Annotated in this window: 3 protein-coding genes; 2 read left to right on the top strand and 1 reads right to left on the bottom strand. The window is 43.2% G+C overall.

Features of this window, described 5'->3' with window-relative positions:
* The first annotated feature begins 536 nt into the window (after positions 1 to 536).
* Positions 537 to 1,676 carry a saccharopine dehydrogenase family protein gene (locus H4O18_RS18570; RefSeq protein WP_187587441.1) on the top strand — a complete coding sequence of 380 codons (1,140 nt, stop codon included), beginning with the start codon at positions 537 to 539 and terminating at the stop codon, positions 1,674 to 1,676.
* A gap of 155 nt (positions 1,677 to 1,831) precedes the next feature.
* Positions 1,832 to 4,549 (top strand): bifunctional YncE family protein/alkaline phosphatase family protein, encoded by a 2,718-nt coding sequence (locus H4O18_RS18565; RefSeq protein ID WP_187587439.1) that lies wholly within the window; start codon positions 1,832 to 1,834, stop codon positions 4,547 to 4,549.
* Between the two features lie 1,062 nt (positions 4,550 to 5,611).
* On the opposite strand, the gene H4O18_RS18560 is transcribed toward H4O18_RS18565, so the two are convergent.
* Entirely contained in the window at positions 5,612 to 7,672 is a 2,061-nt protein-coding gene (locus tag H4O18_RS18560; RefSeq protein WP_187587437.1) for a TonB-dependent receptor plug domain-containing protein, read from the bottom strand.
* Positions 7,673 to 8,042: the final 370 nt, after the last annotated feature.

The raw sequence follows: 8,042 nt of genomic DNA, 5'->3' as shown, positions 1-8,042 counted from the left end.
TTATTCTATGTCTTCTGTCCATATTCCCAAGGTTCGGGCTTTCAGAACCCTCCGTCTTCGCTTATGGCGAAGCCACCTCCCTTCGTCTGAAGGGAGGAGCTTTTGTTTTTCGTCATTGCGAGTTTACATGCAGGGAGGCAGGTGATTTTGCATAACGAAGTGGAGCAAAATAGTATCGAGAAGCACTCGAACTGACGATGGAGTCTAGTGTCAAGGCTCTTGCCTCTTAATATCCACGCCTGTCCGGTCGAGCCCATCCCTATAACCCGCAGTCGAGACCTCATAATTAATAAAGAACATTCAGCAATGCTTTATTCTACTTTCCACATTTTCATATTAACCAATTGATTCATTAACCCATTGGTACATTTTTACATTAACCTCTTTCCAAATTTTCAAATTACCATATCTTCAAATTAACCTTTGCTCAACGTCACTTCTGGTAGTCCTACAAAGGAAGACAGTATCTACAAGTAACAGCGGAAACTTCCAAGAAAAAATGCTATCTTTCTTATAACAATTTTAGGTGCCAAATTATGTCGTACAACATGGTTATTGCAGGTGCAGGGGGTATTGCCCAGGCCGTTGGACTGATACTTTCCGAATGGGGCAACGTACCCTTAAAGATCTTTATTGGAAATCGTACGCTGCAAAAGGCAGAAAAAGTAGCCCATTGGATCGGGGAGGGGACTACAAATCCATCGGTGGCCAAGGCATTTTGTCTTTCCGAAAGTGGCATGACGAAAGAAATGGAGGAAATTTTTACCCAGGGCGATGTGTTGCTCGATTGCCTTCCGGGAAGTCTGGCGCCAAAAATGGCGAGCTATGCCAAAAAGTTCGGACTTCATTACGTTAACCTCACCGAATATGTGGCTGAGACCAATGAAATAATAGAATTGGCCAAAAATGCGGAGACCGGTTTTGTACTGCAATCAGGTCTGGCACCTGGGTATATAGATATATTGGCCCACTACCTCTATCAGGAATTCTGTAGAAAGTATAATGTAGACAAAGTAGATAAGCTGCAATTTAAGGTAGGGGCCTTAACGGACCATGCCGTGGCACCCCATTACTACGGTTTTACCTGGAGCCCCGTTGGCGTTGCTACCGAATATATTAAGGATGCCGAAGCCCTGCGGGATTATAAAAAGGTTTACCTGAAGTCGCTCTCGGAAAGGGCAAAAATTATTATAGATGGCCGCACCTATGAGGAGGACCTAACTTCCGGTGGGGCCGCCGATCTGCCCGATGCCCTGTCGGCCAAGGTGCGCAATTTGGATTACAAGACCCTGAGGTATCCGGGGCATTACGCCTGGATAGAACAACAATTGGCAGCTTTAAAAAAAGGGGATGCAGCCATAAAGATGTTGCAGGAGAAAATGGAAACGGAAATTCCACACATAGAACAAGATCAAATAGTGTTGTATGCGGTGGTAGAGGGCAAGGACAGTCACGGTATTCTAAGAAGGAGCGAGGCTTCCAACCTTATACTACCGCAAAAAGTAGGGAAACATAGGTTAAGGGCCATACAGACTACTACCGCAGCACCCATGGTACAGGCTGCTTTTATGCTGTTGGAGTCCAACCACAAGGGGCTTATCCTGCAAAGTAAGATAGATCCGAAGCCATTTTTAAACGGAAATTTTGTAGTGCCAGTCTATGGCAATATTAAGTAAATGACCCTTCTTTTTAGTTAGTAGAATAGGGTTTTCGCATTTATACTTCAATTAAATTATTTTAAATGATTGCTATGCGCTTTAACCTTTCAGCAAAAATGCGTAATATTATTTTTTATTTAAAAAACATCCATCCACCAATTAATTTCAACCCAATGAATCGGTTATTTGTAGTCCTTCTAGTTTTAGTATTTATTTCTTGTAATTCACGCCAAAAAAGTATTTCCATTTTACAAGTGCCGGGTAAAGACCAGTACAGTATTATTGATGAAAATGGGATATCTATTCTGGCCAGTGGGCGGTATGTAACTCCTGTAGGCGATAAATTGCGGATAACACATGATCCCTTCGGGATGGCAGTATCTCCAGACGGTAGCAAGGCGGTTACCCTGCACGATGGCGTTTTTACGGTAATTGATGTAGCTAGCTTGAAGTCGACCAGAATCCCCAGTTATGATGGCACTATTCCTTCACCCTTGGCAAAGGGGTCCTTTTTGGGGGTCGAATTTGCGCAAGATTCCAAAACGGTTTATTTGAGCGGGGGAGATACAGGAGCTGTCATCCAATACGATGTGGAGAACCTTACTAAATTGGATTCAATTTCTTTAAATGGTATTGTTGATGGAAAGGATTATCAAGATAGTTTTACTTCGGATCTGCGGATAAATGAAGCCCAGAACGAATTATTGGTGCTAGATCGTGCTAACTTTAGAATGGTGCGTATCGATTTGGATACCAAAAAAATAAAAGGGTCTGTTAATGTAGGCCGACAACCTTTTGGCTTGGCGATAAGTCCCGATAACAAACAGGCATTTGTGGCCAATGTTGGAGTGTATTCCTATCCCTTGATCGAGGGTGCCACTCCGGCCAATTACGATTCCCTAATGATTTCCCATCACCCTTATGGTGACAATACCAAAGAGTCCATTGAAGGTACCGTAGTGGAAGGGCGTAAAATCCCTGGCGTGGGGAGTCCGTTGCATCCTGATGCCATGAGCGTTTTTACCATAGACCTCGATAATAATAAGGTAATCAAAAAATTTAAGACAGGGCACCAGATAGGGCAAACGGTGGAAGATGCCGAAGTGGTCGGGGGAGCAAGTCCAAACTCCATTGCCGTTGGAAAGCAATTTGCCTATGTAACGAATGCCACTAATGACAATATCACGATCATTGATCACCAGAGCCAGGAAATTGTTGGTCATATTCCCATTAAGGTCGATGCCCGTATAGACAAATACCGTGGTCTATTGCCTTTCGGAATTACCATGAGCAAGGATGAAAAGACATTGTATGTGGCCCTATTGGGATTCAATGCGGTGGCCGTTATAGATATTCCTTCCCAAACCACCAAGGGACTTATTCCTAGTGGATGGGGACCTACAAGGGTGGATTTGTCCAAAGATGAAAAGAACATTTATATCATTACCTGTAGAGGCCTTGGAGCTGGACCCAATGGTGGGAGAGATTTTGTGGAACCACCACAGGGGGATTATATAGGCGATATCCAATTGGGCAGTTTCCAAAGGGTACCTATGCCTACGGAGGAGAAGCTTGCCGAGTATACCAAAATATCCATAGACAATACCTTTAGGGAAAGCACCGTAACCGATGACGGTTCCAACCCTTTACCTCCCTTGCCAAAACTACGTCAGAGTCCAATAAAACATGTAGTGTATATTACCAAAGAGAACAGGACCTATGATGAGGTTTTTGGGCAACTTAAAACAGGAAAGGGAGATAGTACCTTGGCCCGTTATGGTGTTAACAATACCTATACCTTGCCAGATTCGTTACAAGCACAATTCCCTAACCTGAGAATTTCGCCCAACCATCACAAGGCGGCAAAACAATTTGCCTATTCGGACAATTACTATTGTGATAGTGATGCCTCCGTACATGGCCACCACTGGCTAGTGGGTGTAATTCCCAACGAATGGGTAGAGGCCAATGCAAGTGTAAGTAAAACGGCCAAGATTTTTTCCGATGCTCCAGGGCGTCGTCATCCCGGAACCATAGGAAGTGTTGACCCCGAGGATTATGCGGAGATAGGCGGATTGTGGGAAGCCCTTGATAGGGAAAAGGTTTCTTTTTACAATTTTGGACAGGCCAATGAAACGGCACACGTTCGTGAGGATTGGTACGATACCAATACAGGGGCGGCCCATGGGGTGATGGTGCCAATGCAAAAAGCACTTTTTACACGGACCAGCCACGACTATGCCGGTTATAATATGAATATCCCCGATCAATACCGTATGGATCAGTTTGAAAGGGAGTTTACAGAGAAATGGATCGAAGGTGAGGAAGACATGCCACAATTGGTGACCATGATGCTGCCCAACGATCACGGGTCTAGAGTCCGTCCTGAAGATGGATATCCTTATCCGCAATCTTTTATGGTAGATAATGACCTGGCGGTTGGTAGGGTTTTACATTTTCTTTCGAGGACCAAATATTGGAAAAACATGTTGGTGATCATTACCGAGGACGACCCTCAAGGTGGTGTAGATCATGTGGATGCCCATAGGTCTATTTTAATGATGGCAGGCCCTTATGTAAAAAAGGGATATGTTTCCAATTCCCATGCGAATTTTGGGGCTATTTTAAAGACCATGTACAACATATTGAATGTTCCCTATGTAAATCAGTTTGATGTTACGGCAACATTGCTTCAGGATTTTTTCACTTCGGAGCCCGACTTCACACCTTATACCCTGGAGCGCCATGATGACCGTATCTATAATGCCGAACTTTCCATGAAGAAGTACAATAAAACCATCGATTGGCGCAAAATAGAACAAGGCCCTCCTATGGATAACGAGGACGATGCAAGGGTAAATCACTATGAGAACAAGGCGGATGAGGAGTAGGGGATAACAGTAATTAGTGAACAATAAACCGTTTTAAAGTTCAAAAGTTCAAAAGTTTAATGTTAATGGTCGAATGCCCGTCACTTCGTAGAGAAAGACAGAACCTAGAATCCAGATGTAGACTCATTGGCGACAAACAAATTCCCTTCTTAAGAGAGCCTGTCCCGCTTTTTAGCGGGAGGTGAGGGTGTGTTTTTGAAGAGGGAGACTAACCCAATACCTTGTACATTATCCCATTCATGTGACCTAGGCCTTCAATTCCTTCCGTCTCCTCCGCTGCTGGCGGAGAATTCACCTTGTCCTCCCGCGGAAAACGCGGGACAGGCTTAACCAAGGGAAGGAGCTTTTTTGTTCGTCATTGGGTGCGTAGCGCGGTAATCTGCTTCTTGACAGTTAACAATTAGCACTAAACAATGTTAATGTTCAATATTCTAGGTTTTTGAAACTACGAAAAAAAGTTCCTTCCCCTAGGCAGGGGAAGGTGGCTTCGACTGAGGAGAAGGCGGAAGGGGTTCGAAGCGCGGCAATCTGCTTCTTGGCAATAAACAATTAACAATTAGCAATAAACACTTAATAGTAATCGGTAAACAGTAATCAGTAGGTAGTTTTCTTCAGCCAAAAACCATTAGGCAAAAGGCAAAAGTTTGTTTGTTCAGCCTTATAGACTGTTCGTCATTGCGAGCCAGCTTTAATTACCAGCTTATCTCTTAAGGGTTATAACTTATGCCTATTCCGTCATTGATAGAACTAACATTTTTACAAAATGCACAAATTGGGGTGGCGTTGAAATAATTAGGTTATCGGGGTAGAACTCCTTTTGAGCACAATAGCTAACGGCTCCCCTCTTGGAACGAAGAGGGGAAAGAATTGCACCGCCCAAAGGCGGGGAAAGAAAGGGGAGTTTGAAGTACTAACTTTCACTTATTCTCCGTCTTCTGTCTATTTCCCCAAGGATTGGGATTTCAGAACCCTCCGTCTTCGCTTATGGCGAAGCCACCTCCCTTCGTCTGAAGGGAGGAGCTTTTCTTATTCCGTTCTTGATTTAAAACTCAAAAATCACCATTACAAGCTCGCAGAAACAGATAACACTCCAGACCTCCCATAACCATTAACGCCAGAGCCATGGTATCTATAATCTTCATTGAAAATATTCTGCAGGCCAAGATCTATCGTGATATAACGCATAGTGTAACTAGTGTGTAAATTAAGGACGTTCCAACCTGGGGTGCCCCCTAAAGGAATCCTATTATCGTCTATATCCCCGGAAGCCAAACGGTCTTGCCTGCCAGCGATGAGCCAATCCGCATTAAAAGTCCAGTTCTTAACACCATATTCAGTGGCAAGTCGGCCAAAAAGGGGTGGAATGCGGCGTGCAGGTTCGTCACTGGTTTTGTTCTGACCATAGGTATAGGTCAGGTTCCCAGAAAATTTCCAGCTAGGATTCAATGTTAGATCCCAAGCCATTTCCGCACCTTGGACAAAGCCGCGCTCCACATTTTTCTTCTGATAAACGGGGTAACCTTCAATGCTATCTCCCTCAATTCTATTGCGCACTATTAAATCGTATAATTCATTGCGATAAAGAAATACCTCGGCTTTTAGCTGGCGATTGCGAAATTTATATCCCACTTGATATTGCAGGGAATGCTCTGGTTTGAGGTCGAAATTTGGTGTCTCATATCTGAAATCGACAATGCCCAAGGAACCAAGGTCATTTATGTTAGGGGCCCTAAATCCTGTATTGATGGAGCCAAAGACATTTGAGGATTGGTTTAAACTGCGTTGAACGGCCAAATTACCTACTAGGGCAGAGGGTGTCAATTTGGTGGTGCCCAAATCCGAATCGGTAACTTTGTTGATGAAAGAATTAAATCGAGCTCCGGCAGTAATATCCCATTTCTGTAGACTTAGATTATGCATACTGAAGGCTGCAATACTGGTCATGGTAGCCCCATCCGGATATAATCCTCGTTTGGACGTTTCGGTATTGTTGGATAGGTCTTTATCGGTGCGACTGCTTTTTACCTTATCGTTATAGATCTCAACTCCGCTATTGGCCGACCATATTTCTCCGGAGCTAGTCCTAGTTTCTGCTGAAAACCCAAAAGTACGGACCTTATCGTTTTCGGTACGTTCCAGGGAAGATCCATTTTTTTGTAATATCCTGCCTTCCTCATTCTGCTGAAAGGAGGCGGTAACCACTGCCGATTTAAAGATGCTATTATCAAGGTCTTGATGGAGTCGGGCATAGGCCAATTGCCGTTTTTGGGGATCCATCTTGTTAATGGCATAATCTTCCAAAGCCACCTTGTGGTACACTGGCACATCCCTTTGATGCACTTGTTGGTAGACGGTGGTAAGATTGGAACGGTCCGCAAGTAGTATTTTGCCCTTGAGGTCAAAATCGAGTTCACGATATCCGGTAGGGCTTTGTTGTTCTGTAGTATCCCCACCGATAAGGTCCCCGAAATTTCGCCAGGTGGCATTTGCTCTAAAGGCCACGCGTTTAGCACTGTACTTTAATGCCGTATTGGCGGTCTGTTCCATGCCCTGGGTCACAAATCGGGTAGCAAGGTCTGTACCCCACAATGGCTTTTGGGACAACTCCAACGCTGGACTCAAGGCTTGGATCGTTCCCCCAATAGCATCGGAGCCATATTGTACAGAACCACTTCCCCGTAAAACCTCTATTTTTCCAATGCTAAAAACATCTATGGTATTAAAATACTGGTTGGGTCCCGATCTTACCGTGGCATTATTGAGTCGGATACCATCATATAATAGTAAGGTCTGATTTCCGGTTAACCCTCGTACAAACGGTGATCCCCCACCGTGGTTGGTCTTTTGAACAAATACTCCAGGAGATAGGAGAAGGGCTTCGGGTGCCGTACGCAATTGATATCTTTGAATGGTGTTGTTATGTACCACTTCTATGGCTTCAGGGGTCTTATTCTGAAATGTTCCAAACCTATTCGCTGTAATCACCACTTCATTCAAACTATGTGGAGCTAAGGAATCTCCTGCAAATAAAGAATTGTCCTGGCCAAATGAAAATGATGTTGTAAAGCAAAAGAATAAGACGAAAAGGAAATTTAAAGGTCGATTAATGGAAAATGTCATCATTATGGATATTCAGTAATTAAGGTATAGGAATCGTATGCTTAAAGATATTATGATCGATGGATTGAAATTAAATCGGTATTAATTAAAATTTCAATGCAATAATAATAGTTCTTCCAATAATAAAAAAGTCAATATTTTAGATTGATGTCGGGTGGGTATGTTTAGTATTGCTTGGAGCAATCCAAGTGTTGAAAAATTTGAAAAGGGTAATATTGGATTTATAATTGATAAATTTTATGTATTGTGATTCTATATCTTTGGAATGTTGCTGTAGCCCGAAAAAACCAATGCATTCTTGAAGCTTTTATTGGTGTTTTAAATTGAAAAAAGGATTACAGTAAATCTAAGAATACACCATAATCTATTAAAA

Origin of the sequence: Arenibacter arenosicollis, assembly GCF_014397245.1 — a bacterium.
Classification (GTDB): Bacteria; Bacteroidota; Bacteroidia; order Flavobacteriales; family Flavobacteriaceae; genus Arenibacter; species Arenibacter arenosicollis.
The sequence above is the reverse complement of the archived record's forward strand: the minus strand, read 5'-3'. Positions and strand labels throughout refer to the sequence as shown.